At 66.1% G+C, this 22,839-nt stretch carries 22 protein-coding genes; 8 read left to right on the top strand and 14 right to left on the bottom strand.

The features are described from left to right. Positions 1 to 42: 42 nt before the first annotated feature. The 3 genes from sodC to OIE68_RS28880 all read left to right on the top strand — a co-directional run bounded on the left by sodC (position 43) and on the right by OIE68_RS28880 (position 3,405). Positions 43 to 729, top strand: a complete 687-nt coding sequence (sodC, locus tag OIE68_RS28890) for a superoxide dismutase[Cu-Zn] (protein WP_327094209.1) — start codon at positions 43 to 45, stop codon at positions 727 to 729. 13 nt (positions 730 to 742) lie between these two features. Continuing rightward, entirely contained in the window at positions 743 to 1,888 is a 1,146-nt protein-coding gene (locus OIE68_RS28885) for a glutamate--cysteine ligase (protein ID WP_327094208.1), read from the top strand. A 224-nt stretch (positions 1,889 to 2,112) separates the two neighbouring features. Next, positions 2,113 to 3,405: a DUF5933 domain-containing protein gene (locus OIE68_RS28880; protein WP_419150813.1), complete on the top strand. Its 1,293-nt coding sequence runs from the start codon at positions 2,113 to 2,115 to the stop codon at positions 3,403 to 3,405. A 46-nt stretch (positions 3,406 to 3,451) separates the two neighbouring features. Here OIE68_RS28880 and mnhG read toward each other — a convergent pair whose 3' ends face one another. The 8 genes from mnhG to OIE68_RS28840 form a co-directional block, all read right to left on the bottom strand. Then, positions 3,452 to 3,784: a monovalent cation/H(+) antiporter subunit G gene (gene mnhG / locus OIE68_RS28875; protein WP_327094206.1), complete on the bottom strand. Its 333-nt coding sequence runs from the start codon at positions 3,782 to 3,784 to the stop codon at positions 3,452 to 3,454. Continuing rightward, positions 3,781 to 4,041 carry a monovalent cation/H+ antiporter complex subunit F gene (locus tag OIE68_RS28870; protein WP_327094205.1) on the bottom strand — a complete coding sequence of 87 codons (261 nt, stop codon included), beginning with the start codon at positions 4,039 to 4,041 and terminating at the stop codon, positions 3,781 to 3,783. Before OIE68_RS28870 ends, mnhG begins: the two co-directional genes overlap by 4 nt. Continuing rightward, positions 4,038 to 4,604: a Na+/H+ antiporter subunit E gene (locus tag OIE68_RS28865; protein WP_327094204.1), complete on the bottom strand. Its 567-nt coding sequence runs from the start codon at positions 4,602 to 4,604 to the stop codon at positions 4,038 to 4,040. The genes OIE68_RS28870 and OIE68_RS28865 overlap by 4 nt, the downstream gene beginning before the upstream one ends. Then, positions 4,601 to 6,205, bottom strand: coding sequence for a Na+/H+ antiporter subunit D (locus OIE68_RS28860; RefSeq protein WP_327094203.1), 1,605 nt, complete (start codon positions 6,203 to 6,205; stop codon positions 4,601 to 4,603). Before OIE68_RS28860 ends, OIE68_RS28865 begins: the two co-directional genes overlap by 4 nt. Next, positions 6,202 to 6,573, bottom strand: a complete 372-nt coding sequence (locus OIE68_RS28855) for a Na(+)/H(+) antiporter subunit C (protein ID WP_327094202.1) — start codon at positions 6,571 to 6,573, stop codon at positions 6,202 to 6,204. Before OIE68_RS28855 ends, OIE68_RS28860 begins: the two co-directional genes overlap by 4 nt. Then, entirely contained in the window at positions 6,570 to 9,452 is a 2,883-nt protein-coding gene (locus OIE68_RS28850) for a Na+/H+ antiporter subunit A (protein WP_327094201.1), read from the bottom strand. Before OIE68_RS28850 ends, OIE68_RS28855 begins: the two co-directional genes overlap by 4 nt. Positions 9,453 to 9,563: 111 nt before the next feature. Next, positions 9,564 to 10,868, bottom strand: coding sequence for a hypothetical protein (locus OIE68_RS28845; protein WP_327094200.1), 1,305 nt, complete (start codon positions 10,866 to 10,868; stop codon positions 9,564 to 9,566). Positions 10,869 to 10,993: 125 nt separating this feature from the next. Next, the gene (locus OIE68_RS28840) at positions 10,994 to 13,252 is read right to left on the bottom strand and encodes an AAA family ATPase (protein WP_327094199.1); all 2,259 of its coding nucleotides are present in this window, start codon (positions 13,250 to 13,252) and stop codon (positions 10,994 to 10,996) included. 544 nt (positions 13,253 to 13,796) lie between these two features. On the opposite strand from OIE68_RS28840, the gene OIE68_RS28835 reads away from it, so the two are divergent. Further along, positions 13,797 to 14,414 (top strand): hypothetical protein, encoded by a 618-nt coding sequence (locus tag OIE68_RS28835; RefSeq protein WP_327094198.1) that lies wholly within the window; start codon positions 13,797 to 13,799, stop codon positions 14,412 to 14,414. Positions 14,415 to 14,513: 99 nt separating this feature from the next. Here the strand turns inward: OIE68_RS28835 and OIE68_RS28830 are convergent, their stop codons facing one another. The 5 genes from OIE68_RS28830 to OIE68_RS28810 form a co-directional block, all read right to left on the bottom strand. Continuing rightward, positions 14,514 to 14,954, bottom strand: coding sequence for a hypothetical protein (locus tag OIE68_RS28830; RefSeq protein WP_327094197.1), 441 nt, complete (start codon positions 14,952 to 14,954; stop codon positions 14,514 to 14,516). A gap of 133 nt (positions 14,955 to 15,087) precedes the next feature. Beyond that, positions 15,088 to 15,441, bottom strand: a complete 354-nt coding sequence (locus OIE68_RS28825; RefSeq protein ID WP_327094196.1) for a UBP-type zinc finger domain-containing protein — start codon at positions 15,439 to 15,441, stop codon at positions 15,088 to 15,090. Further along, entirely contained in the window at positions 15,441 to 16,943 is a 1,503-nt protein-coding gene (locus OIE68_RS28820) for an ATP-binding protein (protein ID WP_327094195.1), read from the bottom strand. Before OIE68_RS28820 ends, OIE68_RS28825 begins: the two co-directional genes overlap by 1 nt. 14 nt (positions 16,944 to 16,957) lie before the next feature. Beyond that, positions 16,958 to 18,625 (bottom strand): FAD-dependent oxidoreductase, encoded by a 1,668-nt coding sequence (locus tag OIE68_RS28815; protein ID WP_327094194.1) that lies wholly within the window; start codon positions 18,623 to 18,625, stop codon positions 16,958 to 16,960. Between the two features lie 21 nt (positions 18,626 to 18,646). After that, on the bottom strand, positions 18,647 to 18,838 hold the full coding sequence (locus OIE68_RS28810; protein ID WP_327094193.1) for a hypothetical protein: 192 nt from the start codon (positions 18,836 to 18,838) through the stop codon (positions 18,647 to 18,649). A 241-nt stretch (positions 18,839 to 19,079) separates the two neighbouring features. Between OIE68_RS28810 and OIE68_RS28805 the strand changes: the two genes are divergently transcribed. Continuing rightward, positions 19,080 to 19,535: an SRPBCC family protein gene (locus OIE68_RS28805; RefSeq protein ID WP_327094192.1), complete on the top strand. Its 456-nt coding sequence runs from the start codon at positions 19,080 to 19,082 to the stop codon at positions 19,533 to 19,535. Between the two features lie 5 nt (positions 19,536 to 19,540). Here OIE68_RS28805 and OIE68_RS28800 read toward each other — a convergent pair whose 3' ends face one another. Beyond that, positions 19,541 to 20,569, bottom strand: coding sequence for a beta-ketoacyl-ACP synthase III (locus tag OIE68_RS28800; protein WP_327094191.1), 1,029 nt, complete (start codon positions 20,567 to 20,569; stop codon positions 19,541 to 19,543). Between the two features lie 224 nt (positions 20,570 to 20,793). Between OIE68_RS28800 and OIE68_RS28795 the strand changes: the two genes are divergently transcribed. The 3 genes from OIE68_RS28795 to OIE68_RS28785 all read left to right on the top strand — a co-directional run bounded on the left by OIE68_RS28795 (position 20,794) and on the right by OIE68_RS28785 (position 22,790). Next, positions 20,794 to 21,066 carry a GlsB/YeaQ/YmgE family stress response membrane protein gene (locus OIE68_RS28795; RefSeq protein WP_327094190.1) on the top strand — a complete coding sequence of 91 codons (273 nt, stop codon included), beginning with the start codon at positions 20,794 to 20,796 and terminating at the stop codon, positions 21,064 to 21,066. Positions 21,067 to 21,168: 102 nt separating this feature from the next. Continuing rightward, positions 21,169 to 21,891: a phosphatidylserine decarboxylase gene (locus OIE68_RS28790; RefSeq protein WP_327094189.1), complete on the top strand. Its 723-nt coding sequence runs from the start codon at positions 21,169 to 21,171 to the stop codon at positions 21,889 to 21,891. Then, positions 21,891 to 22,790, top strand: coding sequence for a CDP-alcohol phosphatidyltransferase family protein (locus OIE68_RS28785; protein ID WP_419150812.1), 900 nt, complete (start codon positions 21,891 to 21,893; stop codon positions 22,788 to 22,790). Before OIE68_RS28790 ends, OIE68_RS28785 begins: the two co-directional genes overlap by 1 nt. Positions 22,791 to 22,839: the final 49 nt, after the last annotated feature.

Genomic DNA, 22,839 nt, shown 5'->3' with positions numbered 1-22,839 from the left:
AGCTTTACTCGTAAACTCGGTACTCGTAAAGGAGTTCCCCCGATGGCCCCGTCCACAACTCGTCGCCCGTCCTGGCGGACTGTGACCCCGGTGCTCGCTGTCGCGGTCTTCGGGCTCGCCGCCTGCTCGAACAGCCAGGAGTCGAGCGACGTCCAGGGAACTACGCCGCCCGTGTGGACCGGTACGTCCGCCCCGTCGGCCGGCGAATCCGGCACCGAGACGGGTGCGCCGAATGCCAACCCCGGGGTGAAAGTCGACCTCAAGGACGCCGCAGGTTCCTCGGTCGCCGTCGCGAACATCACCAAGGACGGCAACCACCTCCAGGTCAGCATCGAGGCGCACGGCCTGCGTCCCGGCTTCCACGGCCTGCACGTCCACCAGGTCGGCAAGTGCGAGCCCAACTCGGTCGCGCCCACCGGCGGACCCGCGGGTGACTTCCTGTCGGCCGGCGGCCACCTGCAGGTCGGCAGCGCCAACGCCCATCCGGCCAGCGGCGACCTGACCTCGCTCGAGGTCCGTGCCGACGGTTCGGCCAAGCTGGTCACCACCACCGATGCGGTGACGCTCGAGGACCTCAAGGGCAAGGCCCTGATGATCCACGCCGACGCCGACAACTTCGGCAATATCCCCAACCGTTATGTCCGCGCCGACGGCGTTGCCGGTCCGGACGACACCACACTGGCGACGGGCGACGCTGGCGGTCGCATCGCCTGCGGTGTAATCCAGTAGCAAGGTCACCGATATGGCCGGGACAGCAATCGCGCGGGTTCCCTTCCCCGGGTCGCCCCGGCCGACCATCGGTATCGAATGGGAGATCGCGCTCGTCGACAAGGTGACCCGCGATCTGTCGAATACCGCTGCGGCCGTATTCGATTCGCTCGGTGACCTACACGCCTACGATGGAACCCCGCAGGTCACCAAGGAACTACTGCGCAATACGGTCGAGCTCGTCACCGGTGTGCACAACACGGTGGGCGAGGCGGTCGACGATCTGCGCGGCACCATGGATATCGTGCGCCGTGCCGCCGATCCGCTCGGCGTCGACTTGTTCTGTGCCGGTACCCATCCGTTCGCCCAGTGGTCGGCCCAACAGCTGACGCGCTCACCGCATTACGACGAGTTGATCGATCGCACGCAGTGGTGGGGCCGCCAGATGATGATCTGGGGCGTACACGTGCACGTCGGAGTTTCGCACGGCGAGAAGGTTTTTCCAATCCTGAACTCGCTGCTGTTGTCGTATCCGCATCTGCTGTCGCTGTCCGCGTCCTCCCCGATGTGGGCGGGTTCGGATACCGGCTATGCGAGCAACCGTACGCTGATGTTCCAGCAGTTGCCCACCGCCGGTCTGCCGTTCCAATTCGAAAACTGGTCCCAGTTCGAGCATTTCGTGCACGACCAGATGAAGACCGGGGTCTTCGAACAGCTCGGCGGCATGCACTGGGATATCCGGCCCGCGCCGAAATGGGGCACCATCGAGGTGCGGGTCTGCGATGGGATCTCGACCCGCGCGGAGCTGGCGGCCATGGCCGCGCTCATCCACTGCCTGATCGTCGATCTCGATCAGCGCCTCGAGAACGGCGAGACGCTGCCGACCATCCCGCCGTGGCATGTTCAGGAGAACAAGTGGCGCGCGGCCCGCTACGGGCTCGACGCGATCATCGTCGTGGACGACGACAGCAATGAGCGGTTGGTCACCGACGATCTGATGGATCTGCTGCAGCGGTTGGAGCCGACCGCCAAGCGGCTCGGTTGTGCGGACGAACTCGCACTGGTGGCGGAGATCCCACAGCGCGGCGCGTCCTATCAGCGGCAGCGCAAAGTGGCCGCGAGCACCCAGGGTGATCTGGTCGCGGTGGTCGATGCCCTGGTCAAGGAGTTGGACCAGTAGTTCTGCCTGGTCGAAAGGTCGGCTGACGTTCAGCTGGTCAGGGGGATGGCGTTCATTCGCCGTTTACTATGGTCGACGTGCTTGTCGAAGATCCGAGTCCAAAGGGTGGCAGCGTCTCCGCGGCGCGAGCGACGGGCCCGGAGGCGGTAGCGGAGCGTAACCACGGAGGGACCCGGGAGCGCCGCAAATCGAATACTGAGCGGGTGCGCGTGCCGCGTTCGCGGATCTGGACGGCGGCCGCGATCGCGGCGGTTCCGGTGCTGCTCGTCGCCCTACAGGTGGGTTCGATCGGGCACGATTTCGAGGGGCCGCTCGGCAGTCTGTGGCACGACTATGTCGGCACACCTAAGTCCATGTCCGTGTCGTGGGCCGGACTCATCCTGGCGCTGGTCGGAATCTCCAAGCGCCGCAGGATGATCGCGGTCGGCATCGCGGCGGGTATCGACGTGGTGTGGGCGAGTATTCGGGTGCTGAGCGGCGAGTCGTTCGCCATCGGCAATGGGCCGACGCTCGTGCTCACCGGTCTGGCGCTGGTCGCCGGATTCCGCTGGAGCGGGGTGGAGCGACGCAATGCGCTGCACGCCGCCGCGCTGGGCGCATTGCTGGTGCTGGCCACCAAGGTCGGTGATGTGTGGCTGCACATTACGGTCGTCAGTCGGCCGCAGGTCTATGACGTCTATGTGGCGCTGGCCGACCATGCGCTCGGCGATCCGTCCTGGGTGATGGGCCGCGTGGTGGATGCGCTCGGACCGGTGGTCTATGCGGTGCTGCACTGGGTCTATATCGAACTGCCGGTGGCGGCGATTGTCGTCGCGGTGTGGCAGCTGCGCCGGGTGGTATCGAGTGGGGTGTGGCCGACCCACTATCTGGTGCGAACCTTCCTGGTGCTCGGACTGATCGGTCCGGTCATCTACGTGATCTTCCCGGTGGTCGGCCCGATGTTCGGCTACGGTGCGGATGGCCACGGCATGCAGGTGGGCAACTTCTGGCCCGATTTCGTCCCGCCGATCGATCGCAATCCGACGCCGCTGTCCTTCGACTCCTTCACGCCACGCAACTGCGTGCCCTCCATGCACACGGCTTGGGCGCTGTCGGTCTTCCTGCACACCCGCCGGGACACGGACGGCTCGCAGGCTCCGCTGTGGCTGCGCTGCCTCGGTGCGTTCTGGTTGGCCGCCACGCTGACCGCGACGCTGGGCTTCGGCTACCACTACGGCGTCGATCTGGTCGCCGGTGCGGTGCTGTGCCTGACTGTCGAATCCGCGCTGCGCGATCCTGAGCGTGGTTGGGGCTGGTTCCGGGTGCGTCTGGTGCTGTTCGGTGTGGTGATCCTCGGCGCGCTGTTGCTCTCGTTCCGCTATCTGGCGGTTTCGATGGCCGAGTATCCGGTGCTCGCCGGGACGGTTGTGCTTGCGCTGCTGGCCGCTATGGCCGCGGCATTTCATGCGACATGGTTTGCCGGGGCTCCGGTGGTCGAGACGGAAGAGGTTACTGTTGATGCTGCTCGGGTGTCCTGAGCGCCCCTTCCTGTCATAGCCGAGCGCAGGTCAGGACAGGCCCGGCTTACAACGTGTCGTCCCGCAACTCGTTCAACCGCAACAGCCCGTCACGGTAGCGCTGCTCCCGATAGGCCGTCCGCCCGATCAGATGCGCGATGACCGGCGCGGTGAGCAGCGTGAACAGCCCGACCAGCACCAGCAGCCAGATATTGCCGTGCCCGCGCAACTGGATCGCCACACCTTCCAGAACCAGGATCAGGCCGACGACCTGGGGTTTGGTGGCGGCGTGCATGCGCGAGAGGGTGTCCGGAAAGCGCACGATTGCGATCGACGCGGTCAGTGCGAGTGTCGCGCCGCTCAGGATGAGGACGCCGGAGGCCAAGTGCCACAGATTCATACGTCATCCCGAACGCGGAATCGGGACACCGCTGCGGAGCCGAGGAAGCCGACCAGCGCCAGCGCGACGATCGCGGGAACGACCGTGGTGTCGTCACTGTAGGCGGCCCAGACCGCCAGGCCGGAGGCGGCAATGGCCACCAGCGAATCGATGCCGACAACGCGGTCCAGGGTGCTCGGACCGGCCAGGATGCGGTAACTGACGATCACCGCGGCGGCCATCAGCATGATGCCCGCCACAATCGCGACAACGTTCACGACTCCACCTCCGGAGTTGTTCGGGCCGAACGCCATTCGGTGGGGCGTTCGAACGACGAAATGAGCAGCCGTTCCAGCCGTCGGGTGGTCCGGTAGAACGTGTCGACCGCCTTTTCACTGCTCACGTCCAGGACGTGCACATAGAAGACGCAGCGCTGCCGGTCGATCTCCAGCACCATGGTGCCCGGAATCAGATTGAGCACATCGGCGCACAACACCAGCACCAGATCGGATCGCACACTCAGATTCACCCGCAGCACACCGGAGACCGGCGGCGGCGCCGGACGGATCGCGAACCAGGCGACCTGCAGACTGGATTCCAGTGCGTAATACGAACTGACGATGATCAATTCGATCAGCGACAGCGGATGTAGTCGTCCGGATACCGGGACGCGCGGCAGTGGCAGGGTCAACATGATCAACGCACCGACCACGAGACCGGCCAGCAGATTGCCCACGCTGAGATCGCCCCAGAGCGTCAACCACACGGCCGTCAGCCACAACAGCACACCGACGCGCACGACCGTCGATCGATTCGGGACAAGGCTACGTGCGGTGCTCATCGGTTCGTCCCCTTCGCGTCGGCATGCGAATTGCCGAGCACCGCACCGACATACACCGCCGGATTGCTCAGGTCGTCGGCGGCGCGGTCCGCGATGCGCAGAATCGGACCGGCGAATACGGTCAGACACAGACCGACCATCACGAGCGCCGCTGTCGACCCAACCATCAAAAGCGGCATGCGTCCCGGATCGGTGCGTTCGTCGTAGAGCATATCGGTCGAATCCTCCACCAGCGTCGGTGGTTTCGCCGCGGTGAGATGCCCCTCCGGCGCCTCGATGCGCGGCCGCCAGAACGCCTTGCTCCACACCCGCGCCACGGCATACAGCGTCAGCAGGCTGGTCACTACCGATCCTGCTACCAGCACCCACGCCAGTACGCTGCCAGCTGCCGCACCCGCCTGCAGCAGCGCGACCTTCCCGATGAATCCCGAGAACGGCGGTATACCACCGAGATTCAAGGCGGGCACCAGGAACAGGATCGCCAGCAGCGGACTGGCCGCCGCCAAACCACCCAGTCGTCGCAGTGATACCGATCCTGCCTGCCGCTCGATCAGTCCGACCACCAGGAACAGCGCCGTCTGCACCAGAATGTGGTGCGCCACGTAGAACACCGCACCGGAAAGGCCTGCGGCGGTGGAGAGTCCGATACCGAACACCATGTAGCCGATATGGCTCACCAGGGTGAACGACAGCAGGCGCCGGATATCGCTCTGGGCGATCGCACCGAAGATCCCGACCAACATGGTGAGCAGGCCACAGACCAGCAGCACATCGTCGAATCCGCCGTCGGGGAACAGCAGGGAATGCGTCCGGATGATCGCGTACACACCGACTTTCGTCAGCAGGCCCGCGAAGACCGCAGTCACCGGTGCGGGTGCGGTGGGGTAGGAGTCGGGCAGCCAGTTCGAGAGCGGGAAGACCGCCGCCTTGATGCCGAAGGCGACCAGCAGCACCGCGTAGACGGCCATCCGAATACCGTTGGGCACCTGGCCCATTCGCACCGCCAACTGGGCCAGATTCAGTGTTCCGGTGGCCGCGTAGGCCAGCGCGATGCCGGTCAGGAAGATGAGCGACGACACCATCGAGACCATCACATACGCGATACCGGCGCGGATCCGGTCCGCGGTCGCGCCGACGGTGAGCAGCACGAACGATGCGGCGAGCAGGATTTCGAAGCCGACGAACAGGTTGAACAGGTCACCGGCCAGGAATGCGGCCGAAACACCCGCGGTGAGTACGAGATAGGTCGGTCGATAGATCGAGGTCGGCTGGCGGTCGTCACCGTCACGGATATTCTGGCCCGCACCGTAGACCGAGACCGCGAGCAGCACGATCGCGGAGACGAGCAGCATGGCCGCGGATAGTCGATCGACCACCAGCGTGATGCCGATCGGCGTACCCCAACCGCCGACCTGCAGCGCGGTGGTTCCGTCGCGATCGACCAGATACAGCAGCATCCCGCAGATGGCCACCACGACCGACAGCACGAACAGCATGACGGAGCGCTGGATGCGCGGCTGCCGCCCGAACACCAGCGTGCCCGCCGCCCCGAGCAGGGGCACCAGGACCGGTAGCGGCGCGAGCGTGGTCAGCAGACTCAATGCGCCGGATCCTCTGCCTCGCGCCGGGCGGCGACCTCGGCGTCCTCCGGATCGTTCTGCACGGTGTCGGTGGTGGTGAGGATGTAGGAGCGATAGGCGAGGGCGAGCACGAAGGCCGCGAGACCCATGGTGATCACGATCGCGGTGAGCACCATCGCCTGGGCCAGCGGATCGGCCACCTCTTTGCCCTCACCACGGATGGGTGGCCGACCGTCCCGCCCGCCGACGGTCAGGATCAGCAGATTCACCGCATTGCCGAACAGGATCATGCCGAGCAGCATTTTCGACACCGCGCGTTCGAGGATCAGATAGACACCGCACGCGACGAGAATCCCGATCAGGATCAGCAGGGTCAGATTCGCACTCACTGGAAACGTCCTTGCGCCGAGGTGGATTCGTCCTCGTCGGTGGCCAGCTCGCTGTCCAGGCGCGCGCCCAGGCTGCGCAGCACGTCCAGGACCAGCCCGACCACGATGAGATAGACGCCGAGATCGAAGAACAATGCGGTGACCACCTTGACGTGCCCGATCACCGGCAGCGTCACTTCCACGATCGCCGACGACAGTGGCGGCGCGCCGAGCAGCAGTGAGGTGCTCGCGGTTCCGGCGGCCAGCGCCAGCCCGCCGCCGAGCAAATGCCCCGCATCGACGGGCAGTGCCTCGCCGAGTTCGTAGCGGCCGCCCGCGAGATAGCGCAGCGTCAGGGCTAGTCCGGCGGTCAGTCCGCCCGCGAAACCGCCGCCCGGCGCATTGTGGCCGGAGAAGAAGAAGTACACCGACAGCACCATGATGGTCGGGAAGACCAGTCGGGTGGTGACCTGCAGGACCATCGATCGTTCGCGCCGACCCACCAGCCGCCCCGCGGGCAACCAGCTGATCAGGTCCGGATCGTAGTCCGGGGAGTCCGCCGCGCGCGGCGCGCTGCCGAAACGTCGGCTGCGGAATACCAGCGATGCCACACCGGTCGCGGCCACGACGAGCACCGAGATCTCGCCGAGGGTATCCCAGGCCCGGATATCGACGAGCAGAACATTGACGGCATTTTTACCGCCGCCGAATGTGTATGCGGCATCGGGGATCAGGTGCCAGATGGGTTCGGTGGAGCGGGCCGCGACGGCGAAGGCGGCCAGCACCGCGACCGTCGCACCGACCAGTGCCGACAGGATCGCCCGACGCACTTTGAATGCGGCCGTGCGGCTTTCGTCGATTTCGGCCGGGAAGGCGCGCAGCACCAGTACGAAGATCACCAAAGTCAGTGTCTCGACCAGGAATTGGGTCAGCGCCAGATCGGGCGCACCGTGCAGCGCGAAGATCACACCGCAGCCGTAACCGGTGACGCCGACGACGAGCACGGCGGCCAAACGGTTGCGCAGCACCGTCGCGGCCAGCGCCATGACGGCCATGATCGCGCCGATGGCGACCTGGAACGGCGAATCCCACAGGCGCAGGCGAACTCCGGTGTGCGTGCCGAGCGCGAGCAGCACCGTCGGCAGCAGGATCAATGTCACCAGGATCGCCGCCTGACTCAGCGGCAGCGAACCGCGCTGCACCGCACCGGTCATCCGCAGTGACAGCCGGTCCATGGCCCGCAGGGTGGCGTCGTAGGCGCGGTCGGCATTGCCGAGCATGGTCGCGGATTCGCCGATGTGACCGCGCAGCTGGAAAACCACGATGCCCGCGCAGGTGATCAGGATCGTCAGTGCCAGTGGAACATTGAAGCCGTGCCATAGTACGAGATGCGAATCGAGCACGCCGGGAAGGGTTTTCGCGTAGGGATTCAATAGATCGTCCAGCCATGGTGCGCAGAGACCGGCTACCAGGCTCCCCACCGCGAGCAAGCCGGGCGCAGCCGTGAACAGCGCTCCCGGCGCATGCCAGTGACCATAACCGCGCTCCGCAAGGTGCAGGTCCCCGTCAGCATGCAGATCTCCGCTCTCGGGCTCGCCACGGGATAGCACCTCCCTATCCGCAAAGGCTCCCCAAATGAACCGAATGCTGTAGCCAACAGTCAGCATGGATCCCAGCACCACACCGACGGCCAACGCGGCCTTGGCCGGTTCGCCGAGGACATCGGCATCCAACACCGCGGCCAACGCACCTTCCTTGCCCACGAACCCCACCAGCGGCGGAATCCCGGCCATACTGAGCGCCGCCAGCACCGCAACCCCGCACAGCACCGGCGCACGCCGCCCCAGCCCCGACAACTCCCGCAGATCCCGCGTACCGGCCCCGTGCTCGATAATCCCGACCACCATGAACAAACACGCCTTGAACAGCGCATGCGCCACGATCAAGGTCGCCCCGGCCAGTGCCGCATCCGGCGTTCCCAGCCCGACCAGCATGATCAGGAACCCCAACTGACTCACCGTCCCGAAGGCGAGCACCAGCTTCAGATCCGTCACCTGCAACGACCGCAATCCCGCGAGCACCATCGACGCCACACCGAGCGTCAGGATCAGCGGATGCCAAGCCGGGCTTTCTGCGAAGACCGGCGCCAACCGCGCCACCAGATAAACACCCGCCTTCACCATGGCCGCCGCATGCAGGTACGCGCTCACCGGTGTCGGCGCCGCCATCGCACCCGGCAGCCAGAAGTGCAGCGGCACGATCGCCGATTTGCTCAATGCCCCGACCAACAGCAGCACCACCGCGACATCTACCGCGATGCCGGAAGGCGGTCCGGCGAACAGATCCGACAGCAGATAACTGCCGCTCACCTGACCGAGGATGATGATCCCGACCAGCATCGCCAGCCCGCCCGCCCCGGTCACCAAGAGCGCCTGGATCGCGGCCCGCCTGCTCACCGCCTGTTCGGCATTGTGGCCGACCAACAGGAACGACAACACCGTCGTCATTTCCCAGAAGACGAAGAGCAGCAACATATTATCGCTGGTGACCAGGCCGAACATGGCCCCGGCGAAGGCGACCAACTGGGCCGCGAACACCGGCAACCGCGGTTCGTCGTCCTCGAAATACCGTGCGCAATAAGCGAGAATCACCGCGCCGATGCCGAGCACCAGCGCGGACATGATGGCGGCCAGCGAATCGAAGCGCAGCTCGATATTCATTTCGATGCTCGGCGCCCAACCGACCCGAACCCGCTGTGTTCTACCCCAATTCGCGATCACCCAGCCGAGACAGCCGAACGGGACGAGCGCGAGTACGTAGAAACCGTTGCGCCCCAACGCCCGCACGCACAACGGTGCCGCAAGTGCGGCTGTCACGAGCGCGAGCAGGATTCCGAGCAAACTGCACTCCGTCGGGTAGTTGCGGCGGGGTGATACCGAATGATCCTACTTGGAGCCTGGGGGTTTCGTCGGCCGAGCGAGTATGGCGTATGCCATCTCCGGGCTGGTGGGCTATATGTCCGCTAACGTTTCGTCGTCGACGGATTGCCCCGGCTTGGGTCGGCTGCGCGGCCGGAATCGGCGCAGCACCACCAGCCCGAGGGCCGAACCGCAGACTATCGCGAGCGCGGTCCGGCCGACCAGCGCTTGATGGTCGGCGCCCCCGTGCGGCGGCCACTCGGCGGTGTCGTGCGGCAATGCGGTGATGATCGACGGCAGGTACAGCGCCGAGATTGCGAGCACTCCGCTCGGTGCGTAGCGGGGACGCGCGGTGCCGCAACAGTAACCAGCCGTGAGCGCCAGGGCCACGCTGCCCGCCGCGGTCGCATAGCGATGGTCGGGGGATCTCACCAGGGCGAATACCGCGAGTCCAGTGATCAGCAGGATGGCGATGAATGTCGAGGGCAGGCGAATCCCGATCAGCAGCCCGACGGCGGTGACCGCGATCAGCGCGGCAACGCTCCACCCGGGCCGCGGATCCCCGCCGATCGCATCGGTGGCGGCGACCAGACTCACCGCCAGATACACCCCGGTGCCGTCGCGTCCGGGTAGCAGCATGGCCGCGGCGGTGGCGGCGATGATCGTCGCGGCGACCGCCATCCCGATTTCGATCGCATGACTGACATTCGGCGCATGTTGATACTGCCGCGCCAGCCATTCGGTAATGGCCAGGATCACCAGTGCCAGCACCATCGAGGCCAGGATCGGCGTGACCGGAAGTTCGACGGCGATCCGCGGCGGTTTCGATTCCTCGGGCTGGGACCGATTGCGAAGCACACTGACGATCAGCAGTACTACCGCGACGCTGACGAGCCAGCGCGGCGGTGTCTCGAGCACCGCGTGCGGATCGTCGTCGGCGATCTCCAGCAGTTCCGCGAGATCACCGTAGACGAAGAAGCCGGCGGCGCCGATCACGAAGCCGGCCGCCGGACCCGGTCGACGCAGCACTGCCGCGCCCAAGGCGCCGAGCAGCACACCGGCCAGGATCGAATCCAGATAGTTCTGGGTGGTCAGCAGGTCGGTCGAGGAAACATGGCGTCCGGCAAAGTGATTGACGTCGATGCCGACCGCGCCGAACAGTGCCGCCGCCCATGCCACCAGCGGCTTGTGAAAGGTGATCACCAGCACCGCGATGGCCACCGCGACGATCACCCCGATCGCGGCACTTCGCGGCACGCTGTTGTTCAGGCTGGCCAACCGATACGGCGAGCTGTCGGCGCTCCAACTGAAGGTGATCGGCAGGAACAGTGCGACGCCCGCGACCGCGGCCCCGAAGAAGGCCGTGATCGTGTCGATCGCATTGCCGATCTTGTGCACCTCGTCGAACTTACCCCCGCGCGACGCGGGAGCATGTGATTGCGCCCATATTGCCCGGATATGTCGGATTTGCGGAAAACGCAGGAAGACAGTAATTACCGGAAGGTTGCTCTGATCGGCAACGGCTATCGGCGGTTGTCCGCGTACCGGCGCAGCGACTCGACCTGCTCGGCATCGAGTGACGGCCGCACCGCCGCCCTGGCCGCCGCGACATCCCCGGCGGTGACATCGGCGGCGTCAACATCGCGGCGCATCGCGGCAAATGCGGCTTCGCGCAGCAGCGCACTGCAATCGGCCGCGGAATAGCCGTCCAGATCGGTGGCGAGCGCGGCCAGGTCGACATCGGCGGCCAGCGGCACCGATTTCCCGGCGGCCCGCAGGATCTCCAGTCGGGCGTCGCCGTCCGGCGGCGGCACGAAGATCAGCCGTTCCAATCGGCCGGGGCGAAGCAGTGCGGGATCGATCAGTTCCGGACGGTTCGTCGCGCCGAGCACCACCACATCGCGCAGCGGTTCCACGCCGTCGAGTTCGGTGAGCAGTGCCGCGACCACGCGGTCACCGACGCCGGAGTCGCTGTTCTGACCGCGGCGCGGCGCGAGTGCGTCCACCTCGTCCAGGAAGATCAGCGATGGCGCGGAATCGCGTGCGCGCTGGAACAATTCGCGCACTGCACGCTCGGAGGCGCCGACCCATTTGTCCATCAACTCGGCGCCCTTGACCGAATGCACGCTGAGCTGACCGGTCCCGGCCAGTGCGCGGATCAGGAAGGTCTTACCGCAGCCCGGCGGGCCGTAGAGCAGTACGCCGCGCGGCGGACGAATACCGAGGCGGGCGAACGAATCCGGGTGGCGCAGCGGCCAGAGCACGGTTTCGGTGAGCGCCTCTTTGGTTTCGGCCATGTCCCCGACGTCGTCCAGGCTGAGGCTGCCGATCGCGAGTTCCTCGGTCCCGGAACGCGATAGCGGCCGGATCACCTCGGTGGCGCCGAGCAGGTCGGGTTGGGTCAGCTCCGGTTCCGACTGTTGTTTACTGGCCCGCGAAGCCGCACGCAGCGCCGCCTCCCGACACAGCGCGGCCAGGTCTGAGACTACGAATCCGGGTGTGCGCGAGGCGATCTCGTCGAGTTTCAGATCCTTGGTCGGTACCTTGCGCAACAGCTGCTCGAGCAGTGCCTTGCGTACGGCGGCGGTCGGCAGCGCGAGTGCGAGTTCGCGATCGCAGAGATCGGGTGCGCGCAGCCGCGGATCGATACCGGCCGGATGCGCGGTGGTCGCCAGGAGTGTCACGCAGGGCTCGGCGATCGCCGCGCGCAACTGGTCCAGGATCAGCGTGGCGACCGGTTCGGCCGGTGCGGGCAGCAGTGCGTCGATATCGGTGACGAGCAGGATTCCGCCTCGCCCGCTACCGATTTCGGCCACCGCGGCCGCGACTTCGCGCAACCGCGCACCGCTTTCAGCCGCGCCGACCGTCGGACCATCCAGTTCGACGATGCGCCGCGGCGCGGCCACCGCACGCGCCAGCGTAGCCTTGCCGACCCCGGCCGGGCCGGTGATCAAGACCCCGAGATGCGGTGTAGCGCCCAGGGCCTTCAGCAGTTCCGGTTCGTCGAGCGCGAGGCTGAGCCACTCCTGGAGTTTCGCCGCCTGCCCATGCGCACCAGCCAGGTCCTCGACCGGGATGGTCGACTCGCCGACGGTCGCGGTCCAACCCGCGCCCGCCCCATTGGTCGCGGCCAGCGCCGCGGCCTCGGTGGCCCCACGCGCGGCCTCACCTGCTGGTACCGGCAGCCCGGCCGCCGCCCGATCGGCGGAATCCCGGGCCGCCACCGCGCTCGCGCCCCAGACCACCGCGGTATTCGGCTGCACGCTCACCGGAGCGCGGCCGGGATCGGTCGCGGTGACGGTCAGCAACTCGGTGGTCCACGCGATGCCGAAGGTGCGCGAAAGTGCCTGTGTAGCAGCGGAGGAGCTGATATCCGGACCCAGGTCGCGGGGCAGTAGCGAGACCGCGTCGCCGATCGTGACCACCTTGCCCAGCAGCGCCTGCCGCAGCGTCGCCGCCGGAATGGTCCTGGTGGCATGCACCGAACCGCTCACCGAGATCTGCTTGGCCCCGTATACCGTCGCGGGCGAGACCACCACATTCGCGTCCTCACGCAGCCCCGCGTTGGACAATGTGACGTCATCGAGCAGCGCGACCCCGGCCGGTGTGCCCGCCGGAGCCACCCCGACGACCGCGGCGGTGCGCCGCGCCCCGATCAGCGCGATACCGTCCCATTCCCGCAGGCCGAGCGCGGTCAGCGCCTCCGGATGCAACCGGACCACCCCGCGCCTGGCATCTGCGGCGGAGGGATTCAGTCGAGCGGTGAGCGCAAGTTCTGCCACTGTGTCATTCTGCCCGCGTCCGGCCCCGGTTGGTCGGCGGTCCGTCGGAAAGATCCGAGATATGCGGAAAATCGTCGATGGTGAGTGCCCGATCCGCTATTTGCGCCCTGCCATCCGAAAATTGTGAATGTACTCACGGAACCGAAAACGGCCGCGGATCGTCGTCGATATCGTCGATCGGACGTGCAATCGCGGCAGTGCGCTCTGACCAGTAATTTCGCCCCGGAGACTGGTACGCCTGTCCGAGTCGACGTCACTAGCCTTGGCAAATACGCCGCCCCACCGTGGATCGACCTGGGCCTACGGCTCACTTGCGATATGACGGGCGACTGTTGCGGAGTTAGAAACTCGGCTCGAGCAAATGCGGGGCATCCCTCATGTGGCCCGACTGCATCGCAAATTGATCCACGGAATTGTGGATAGTTAAACTTCGGCAACGATTTCGTGACTGACGAACCCCAATGTGCGACAACGAATTCCGCACGCTAACGTTCTGATCCCGCCCCTTGTCGGGCGGGACAACAAAGTGGAGGGAATTCAAGAAATGAAGTTCGGAAAGATCACTACTGCTGTCTTCATGGCTGTCACCGCGGTGGGGATTACCGCAGCTACCGCCAATGGGCAGCCCGCCGTGGCGACTGACCAGCCGGCGGCAGTGACTCCGGGGGACGTGACTTCTGGTGTTGTACACGGAATCAACTACCACACAACGGTTTCCCCAACTGATAAGACCATCACCTGGGCGGTTGACAGCGGCCGGTTCGAGCTCGCCTCGGACGGTGCCGCAGTGCTGCTGAAGTCCGACGACGGCGCGACGGTGGACCAGGTGCCGCTGCACTCCGAGGTCGCGGGACTGCCGATCGCGGTGAGCCAGCAGATCAGCGCGGACGGCCACACCCTCGCGCTGGCTTCGACGATGACCCCGGCGGACACCGCGAAGCTGAAGGACATTGCGGGGCTGAAGGACATCAGCTCCTACGACCGGCTCATGGAGCAGGTCAACAAGAACCTGCCGGGCATCGTCATCGGTGCCGTCATCGGGGCTTTTATCCCCTTCCTGTGGATCATCAGCATCCCGGCTGGTGCACTGATCGGCGGATACGTCATGGGCGGCCAGGAGTTCCTCGACGCCGTGATCGCGTTCGCCACCGGTCAGCCCTGATCGTCGCGCCATAAGTAGAACGCGCGTACACAGCGCCTGCCCGCTGTGTACGCGCGTTCTGTGTATGTGCCGTCGGTGCTGCGACCGAGCAGCGCGGCCCTACTTGTCTTTTTCGACGATCCCGACGGCCACCGCGACCGGGGTATCGGCGTAACTGGGGGCCAGGCAGACGAGTTTGGCGGTGCCGAGGGCGACGTTCGGGCTGCCCTCGAACTCGCTGCCCGGATTCTCCGCGAGCACCTTCTCGATCAACGCCTTCTCCTCGGTGCTGTCCAACTTCTTGAATTCACCGCAGGTGGTGCTCGACGCGGGGCCGAGCGAGGGGTAACTCGCCGTGGTCTTGGTGGTGGTCGGTGCGGCGGCGGCCGTCGTCGGCGCTGCGCCGGTCGCGGACGTGGTGCCAGCGGACGTACTGGCGCCCGTGGCGCCCTTGCGCAGACCGTTCGCGTCGGAGCTGGAATCGTCCGAACTGCCACATCCGGCCAGCGCGACGGCCACCGCCCCGGTGGCTAGGACGATGGCGGTAACTCGCTTGATCACGTGCGTTCCCCGGTAACTCGCGGCGCCGGAGTCTCCGGCGCGTCCGGTGCAGGGTACCGGGTGAGCTCGTTCGGTTGTCATGGAGCCCACAGCCCGGTGCGGCTCTTACGTTTTTCCAAACGATCCCTGATGGTCAGTGGATGCGAGTCTGCCAATCGGCGGGCACCCGGCCGCGCGGTCCGGGCGCAGGCTGGTCCACCGGATGGTGTTTCGGCGGTGCGAGTTCCGGCCCGCCGCTGTACATCTCGTCGGAGCGGAAGTCGAAGAACCAATCCTCGCCCGGCTCATAGCTCTGGATGAACGGATGTCCGGTGTCCTTGGCGTGTTTGGAGGCGTGCTGCTCCGGCGAGGTGTCGCAGCAGCCGATATGGCCGCACTGCGCGCAGCGCCGCAGGTGCACCCACCAGCCCTGGGCCGCTTCACATTCCATACAGCCCGGACCGCTGGGCGCGACCACGGGATCGATACCCTCCAACTCCTGCGTCATCACTGACCTCCTGCATCGACTTCGGAACGGTCGCCGGACTCCGGCATTTCGTCGGGACGGTGCAGCGGGAGCCAGACCGTGAATCGGGTATTGCCCGGCTCGGAATCGAGCTGGATATCGCCGTGGTGCTTGTTCACCACGATCCGGAACGAAATGTCCAGGCCGAGACCGGTTCCCTCGCCCACCGGCTTGGTGGTGAAGAACGGTTCGAAGATGCGGCTGCGCACCTCGGCCGGTACGCCGGTGCCGGTATCGCCGATCTCGATGACGGCGCAGTCGTTTTCGTGCCTGGTGCGGATGGTGAGTGTGCCCTCGCCGTTCATCGCGTATACCGCGTTATCGATCAGGTTGGTCCACACCTGATTCAATTCCGCCGCGTAGCAGGGCACTTCGGGCAGTGTCCGGTCGTATTCCTTGACCACCTCGACGCCGTCGCCGATCTTGCGACTCAGCATCACCAGCGTGCTGTCGAGCAGTTCGTGGATGTCGACCACCTGGAACGGTGCCCGGTCCATCTGCGAATACTGTTTGGCCGCGCCGATCAGGGTCGAGATACGCGTGGTCGAATCGGCGATCTCGTTCATCAGCAGTTCGGTCTCGATGGTGTAGTTCAGCCAGCGGATCGCGCCCTGGAACACCTGGTCGGGAGAGCCATCGAGAGTTGCCGAAACCCGTTCCAGCCAATCCACATCGAAGCCGGCCTGCACGAAATTCGGGGCCAGATTCCAGCCGTCGTCGATCCCCTGGCCCTCCAGCCATTCGCTGAGCAGATCCTCGCGTTCGGAGGCCTCCAGCGTGGTGAGCTCAGGGGCTTTGGCGACCTGGGCCGCCGCTTCCTCTTGCAGCCGCACCAACGCCTCCAGCGACGCCGTATCGAACTTGCCCTGCGCCATCATCGCCAGCTTGTGCCGCATACCGGCGATCCGGTCGCGCAGCCCGGAGGTGGCGCGCACCGCCGCGGCGGCCGGGTTGTTCAGCTCATGGGTCAGACCAGCCGACAGCGACCCGAGCGCCAGCAGGCGTTCGCGCTCGGCGATCCGCTCGTTGCTCTTGCGGTTGCCGAAGAACGCGCCCTCGAGCAGGTGTACGGCCATCGGGAACCAGTCGTGCATCATCCGCGCGAAGGTGCCTGCGTCGAGCACGAAGAACCGCGACCTGCGAGTCACGTACATCGAGCCGTTATAGGTCTGGTCCACTTTGTCGCCGAGGTAGGCGGTCCACGCACCCGCGTACGCGCCGCGGTAGTCGGTGCGCGTCGTCTCGATCTCGGCACCACCGGAGAGCTTGGTGAGCTGCACCTCGCCCTCGATCATCACGTAGAAGCAGGTGGCCGGATCGCCCTCGCGGAACACCAGTCCCGGTTCGACGATCTCGATGCGGCCATCGGCACACAGCAGATTCAGCTGTTCGTCGGTGAGCTTCTCGAAGAGAAAGAGGCTGCGCAGCTCCACCGGATCGCAGACCAGATGACTGCTGCGATCCGCTGTCTCCTTCGAATTCATGGTCCAGCCTCCTATCACGCCAGGTACCGATGCACGAGCATGACCGCCATCGCACCCTCGCCGACCGCCGAGGCGACCCGCTTCGCCGAATCGGCGTGCACGTCACCCGCGACGAAAACGCCGGGGACGCTGGTCTCCAGGTGATGCGGCGGTCTGGGTAGCTCCCAGCCCGCGGGTCTGGTTCCGTCGACGAGCAGATCGGGACCGGCCAGCACATAGCCCGCCTCGTCCCGCTTGACCACGCCGTCGAGCCAGTCGGTCTGTGGTGCGGCACCGATGAATAGGAACAACCGTTCGGCCTCGGCTTTTTCTTCCGCGCCGGTCCGGTTGTTGCGCACCACGATCTGCTGCAGGTGATCGTCGCCGTCGGCGCCGATCACTTCGGTATCGGTGTGCACGCGGATATTCGGTATCTGCGCGATCTGCTGGATCAGATAGTGCGACATGGACTTCTCCAGTGAATCCGCGCGGACCACCAGATGCACCGTGCGCGCGTTGCGGGACAGGAATACCGCCGCCTGCCCTGCCGAATTCGCCCCGCCGACGATGTAGACGTCGTGGTCGGCGCATTCGGAGGCCTCGGTCATGGCCGAGCCGTAATAGACACCGCGCCCGGTGAAATCGTCCACACCCGGTGCGGGATGACGCCGGTAGTCCACACCGGTCGCGATGATCACCGTGTGCGCGCACAGCCGCCCGCCGTCGGCGAACCGCACGGTGCGCGCGGACCCGTTCACCTCGAGCCCGACCACCTCGCGCGTGGTGATCACCTCGGCGCCGAACTTCGCGGCCTGCCGCCGTGCCCGATCGGCCAACTGCGCGCCGGACAGCCCGTCCGGGAAGCCCAAATAGTTCTCGATGCGTGAACTCTGGCCCGCCTGGCCGCCGGTCGCGGTGCGCTCGACGAGCACCGTGCGCAGGCCCTCGGAGGCGCCGTACACCGCCGCGCCGAGTCCGGCGGGTCCGCCGCCGACCACGATGAGATCGTAGAAGTCGCCGGTCGGATTGGTGTTCAGCCCGACACTTTCGGCGAGCTCGCCGTCGCTCGGTTGCACCAGTGCCCGCCCACCCGGGGTGATCACCACCGGACAGATATTGGGATCGGCACCCGCCGCTTCCAGCAGCCGTGCGCCTTCCGGTTCCTCGGCCAGGTACCAGCGGTAGGGCAGCTGATTACGGGCCAGGAATTCGCGCACCTCCGACGACCGCGGGGACCAGCGGTTGCCGACCACCTTGGTCTCGGTGACGGGTTTGTGGTCGTTGCTGCGCCAGGCCTCGAGCAGTCCGTCCAGCACCGGATAGAGCTTCTCCTCCGGCGGATCCCACGGCTTGAGCAGATAGTGGTCGAGGTCGACGACATTGATCGCGTCGATCGCGGCGCTGGTATCGGCGTAGGCAGTCAGCAGCACACGCCGCGCGTACGGGTGCAGGTCCATGGCCTGCTCCAGGAATTCGATGCCGTCCATGCCCGGCATCCGATAATCGGCGATCAAGACCGCGACCGGTTGGCCACGCAGTTTCATCTCACGCAGTGCGTCGAGTGCGTCCGCGCCCGACTCCGCGCGCAGAATCCGGTACTCGGCCCCATAACGGCGGCGCAGGTCGCGAACGACCGCGCGGGAAACTCCCGGATCGTCGTCGACGCTGAGGATGGCCGGCTTCGCAGCAGCGGGTGCAGTCACCTATCGAGTATGGAACGCTCGTCAAACGCGATGCTCGCGCACCAAGTCGAGTTCGGTGGGCGTGAGCAGGCGCTCCAGTTGTTCGTCCGGAACTATCGCGCGTGCGATGCGCGGCGTGAAGGTGTCTCGAGTAGCGGGTGTCTCGGGTGCGATGGCGGGAAGCAGCGGAACCTGACCCCCGTGCCGACGATGTAAGAGCGAGCGCAGTTTCACGGCCGATCACCTCACGCTTGACGGAAAAGCTTGTGGCAGTGTCTGATGCTTCGTCTATCCGCCATTGTGCGCGCGCCATTACACGGCCGGGTAAACAAATCGCGAAAAAGTGACACATTTGTCTTCCAAGAGTCGCCGACTAGGCTGTTGCCAAATCGTCAAGTCGTGCTACACGTAGCGACTGCTTGCAGGTCGCTCGAAAGGGCCAGCACATCCGTCGCACAGTCCTCCGGAGGCAGCGTTGCCGAAAAATATCGAAGCCACGATCGAGATCGCGGCACCGCCGGAACAGGTCTGGGCCGTCGTCGCCGATCTCAAGCGGATGCCGGAGTTCAGCCCGCAGTGCGTACGGATGCGCGCGCTCGGTACGCCGAAAGCGGGCACCTGGACGATCAACCTCAATACCGACGGCAAGAAGTACTGGCCGACCACCGCGCGCATCGTGCGTTATGAGCCCAATCAGGCCTTCGCATTTCGGATCAACGAGAACCGCAGCATCTGGAGCTACACGCTGGAGCCGACCGCCACCGGCACGCGGCTGATCGAACGCCGTGATGTGCCCAACGGCACCAGCTGGTTCTCCCGCAAGTCCATCGATGCCGCGATGGGCGGCGAGGCGCCGTTCGAGGAACTGCTCGAGCGCGGGATGAACGAAACGCTCGGCAAGATCAAGGCCGCGGTGGAGGCCGCCGCGTAGCTGAGTTACTGCCAGTTGGGCAGCGTCACGACTTGCGCGGCGTAGGAGAGACCGGCGCCGAAGGCGATCAGCAGCGCGGTATCGCCCGGCTTCGACTCACCCTTGCGCAGCAGCGCCTCCATGGCCAGCGGAATCGAGGCGGCCGAGGTATTTCCGGTCTCCTCGATATCGTTGGCCAGCGCGCAGTGCTCGGGCAGCTTCAGCACTCGGGCCATGATCTCGATGATCCGGCCGTTGGCCTGGTGCGGGATCATCGCGTCCAGGTCATCGGTGGATAGGCCCGCGCGATCGATGGCGTCGCGGCAGACCTTCTCCAATGAATGTGCGGCCCAGCGGAATACCGCCGTACCCTCCATGGCGAGGTAGGGCCGTACCGCGTCCAGGCCCTTCTCCTCGATCTCCTCGAAGAATTCGATCCAGTCCTTGTCCTGCCGGATCGCGTGGTGCTGGGTACCGTCCGACCCCCAGACCGTCGGGCCGATGCCCTGCTCCTCCGACGGACCGACCACCACCGCGCCCGCGCCGTCGGCGAACAGGAATGCGGTCGCGCGGTCCTTCGGATTGATGGTGTTGGTCAGTTTCTCCACGCCGATCACCAGTACATGTACGGCCGTCCCGGCGCGCACCAGATCCGAGGCCAGCGCGAGCGCGTGACAGAAGCCCGCGCATCCGGCCGAGATATCGAACGCCGCCGTGCCGTTCATGCCCAGCTCGGTCGCGATCTGCGGCGCGGCCGCCGGAGTCAGCAAGAGGTGGGTGGAGGTGGCGACGATGACGCAGTCGATCTGATCGGCCTCGACTCCCGCGGATTCGAGCGCGCCGCGGGAGGCCGCGACGCTCATGCTGTGAATCGTCTCTTCCTTCGAGGCGAAACGCCGCGTTTTGATTCCGGACCGGGTGCGGATCCACTCGTCACTCGAGTCGATGGGCCCGGCGACCTCGTCGTTGGTGACGATTCGAGCGGGGCGGTAAACGCCGAGCCCGAGGATCGCCGTGTGCTCAGCCCCTGTGGTCTGGGTGATTTGAGCAGCCATAATGCGTCTCCTATGTACCTGCGGCGGCGCCGCCGGGTTGTTACCCCGAAAGCATCGAAATGAGTCCCTCATCGGCCGGCCGCCTACGTCACCGTAGACATGAGGCCCCCTCATATTAGCCCGTGTCGCGTGTGTTGGGAGTGCGTATTCTCACATTTGGCGGGTATACCCTCGAAGCACGCCCTGTGGTGTGGCGTCGCCCCAACTAGTGATTCGAGGACACCATGCTCGGACTCGGGATTATCGGGTGGATCATCATCGGCGGTCTTGCCGGCTGGATCGCCAGCAAGATCATGAAGACGGATGCCCAACAGGGCATCCTCCTCAACATCGTGGTCGGTGTGGTCGGTGGTCTACTAGGCGGATTCCTGCTCAAGGTGCTCGGCGTCGACGTCGAGGGCGGCGGACTCTGGTTCAGCTTCTTCACCTGCCTCGGTGGCGCGGTGATCTTGCTGTTCCTGGTGCGGCTGTTCACCGGCCGTAAAGCCGTGCACTGAGAGCGGGTGCCACAGGCTCGGTTCCCGTAAGGTGTGAACGCTTGCGCCGGACCTATCGTTGAGGGGCGCAAACCGTCTGCATCGAGCACGAAAGAGGAGCCTGTGGCACGCCGTCCCACCCCGCCCGGCACGCCCGAAACGACCGGAGTCGGCCATGTCGTCGATCTGGTCCGGGCCGCGATTCCCCCGCTGCATCCCGCCGGGCTGCCCTTCGTCGCGGCGCCGCTCGCGGTGGCGGTCATCGGGGGTAAGCGCAAGTGGGTGCGCCGCACGGGCCTGCTGGCCGCCGCGGCCTGCGCGACCTTCTTCCGGCATCCGAACCGGGTGCCGCCGAACCGGGCGGGGGTGGTCGTCGCCCCGGCCGACGGCGAGATCGCTCTGGTCGACACCGCGACGCCGCCCGCCGAACTGGGCCTCGGCGATGCGCCGCTGCCGCGCGTGAGCATCTTCCTTTCGGTGCTCGACGTCCATGTGCAACGCACCCCTATCTCCGGCACCGTGCGCACTGTGCTGCACCAGTCCGGTCAGTTCCGTTCGGCGGATCTGCCCGAGGCCAGTGCGGTGAACGAGCGCAACAGCATGGTCATCGACACCGCCGGTGGCGCGCAGCTCGTGGTCGTGCAGATCGCGGGTCTGCTGGCGCGGCGCATCGTCTGCGACGCGCAGGTCGGTGACAAACTGACCATCGGCGATACCTACGGCCTGATCCGTTTCGGGTCCCGGGTCGACACGTACTTCCCGGCGGGTACCGAATTACTCGTCGAACCCGGACAGCGCACGATCGGGGGCGAGACCGTGCTGGCCGTACTTTCCACGGACTCATGATGGAGCAGGCCCTGCCCACACCGCAGCGAAGGCGCCGGACCATCCGGCTGTTGCCGAGCATCGTGACGATCATGGCGCTGTGTGCCGGACTGTCCGCGGTGAAGTTCGCCTTGGACGACAAGCTCGACATCTCCTTGGCGATGGTCGGCGCCGCGGCCGTACTGGACACCCTCGACGGTCGGCTCGCCCGGATGCTGGACGCCACCACCAAGATGGGCGCGGAACTCGATTCGCTCTCCGACGCCATCTCCTTCGGAGTCGCGCCCGGTCTGGTGATCTACATCGCGCTGCTGGACAGCAACAGCGCGGGCTGGATCATCGCGCTGGTTTTCGCGGTGAGCCTTGTGCTGCGCCTGGCCAGGTTCAACACCCTGCTCGACGACGACACTCGACCGCAGTGGGCGCGCGAGTATTTCGTCGGCGTCCCCGCACCGGCGGCGGCGCTGATCGCGCTGGTGCCGATCGGGCTGTACGTGCAGTTCGGTGACGGCTGGTGGGTCGGCTACTACGAGGTCGCGGCCTGGACCTTGTTCGCGGCGGCGTTGGCGGTCAGTACGATTCCGACGCTGGCCATGAAGTCGGTATCGGTGGCGCCGCAGGCGGCTGCCGGGCTGCTGGTGCTGACTGCGCTCGCGGCGGCGCTGCTGGTCACCTATCCGATCGTGCTGCTGCTGGTGCTGGTCGCGCTGTACCTCGGGCATATCCCGTTCGCCTGGCATTCGCAGCGCTGGGTGGCCGCGCGTCCGGAAACCTGGCAGCACAAGCCATCCGAACGCCGGGCCCAGCGGCGGGCGCAGCGGCGACGGCCCGCGCTGCGGCGTCCGGCGATTCGCGGGGCGAGCCGCCTGCGGCTGCGCAGTCCGGGTAAAGAGCGTCGGGCGGACGATCTGCACCTCTGAGCTGTTGCGGCTTGCCTGGTATTCCTTAAGGAATCGTCTAGGTCGCGCG

It is taken from the genome of Nocardia vinacea (genome assembly GCF_035920345.1).
GTDB lineage: Bacteria > Actinomycetota > Actinomycetes > Mycobacteriales > Mycobacteriaceae > Nocardia > Nocardia vinacea_A.
The sequence above is the reverse complement of the archived record's forward strand: the minus strand, read 5'-3'. Positions and strand labels throughout refer to the sequence as shown.